The following is a 640-nucleotide window of genomic DNA, read 5'->3' on the forward strand; positions in this document are numbered from 1 at the left end:
GAAGGGATGTGGAAGATCTCGTCGCGTGCCTCGATCTCGTCGATGACGCCGGCCAGCTGCTTGCAGGGCACGGTGGTCACAAAGGAGACGTCATTGGCGACAAGATCATCGGTAATCTTCTTGTCGATGTTCATCAGGGGGCCTTTCGATGTTGGCGTGTTATCAGGAGGTTGTGGGGTTAATCCGAGGTGCGGTGCACATGCACGGCGCACCCCGCGTGGCGCACGACACGGGCCGCGGTCGAGCCGAGGAAGTAGTCGCTCAGCCCCGGTTTGTGCGAGCCGACGACGATGCAGTCGATGCCGTGGGCCGCCGCATAGTCGATGATGGCGCGGGCCGAATGGCCCTGCACCAGCACGGGCGTGACGCCCTCAAGGCCCGCCACTTTGTCCGCCAGCAGCGCCTGGGCGCGGTCCACGCCCGCCTGTACGGCGCTCTGCTCGACATAGGCGCGGGCAGAGCCCTGCATCTCTTCATGCACGTGCAGCGCGGTGATGGTCGCCCCGGGTGCACCGAGCGCACGCGCCACGGCGAGGGTCTGGGGCGAGATGTCGTGATCAAGTGCCATGGGCACGAGGATATTGCTGTACATGGGTGCTCTCCGTCATCTGTGGGGCCGTTTGGGGCCCGTTTTGTCTTG

At 64.7% G+C, this 640-nt stretch carries 1 protein-coding gene and 1 pseudogene; both read right to left on the minus strand.

Features of this window, described 5'->3' with window-relative positions; translation table 11 throughout:
- Positions 1 to 134: pseudogene (locus Q1A44_RS21855) on the minus strand (sulfopyruvate decarboxylase subunit alpha); the annotation flags it as partial.
- A gap of 44 nt (positions 135 to 178) precedes the next feature.
- Positions 179 to 592: a universal stress protein gene (locus Q1A44_RS21860; RefSeq protein WP_299629564.1), complete on the minus strand. Its 414-nt coding sequence runs from the start codon at positions 590 to 592 to the stop codon at positions 179 to 181.
- Positions 593 to 640 lie beyond the last annotated feature (48 nt).

Origin of the sequence: uncultured Tateyamaria sp. (genome assembly GCF_947503705.1) — a bacterium.
Classification (GTDB): Bacteria; Pseudomonadota; Alphaproteobacteria; order Rhodobacterales; family Rhodobacteraceae; genus Tateyamaria.

Excerpts from the sequence above, each read along its gene's own strand:
- Q1A44_RS21860 (WP_299629564.1), bottom strand. The coding sequence starts at position 592 with ATGTACAGCAATATCCTCGTGCCCATGGCACTTGATCACGACATCTCG.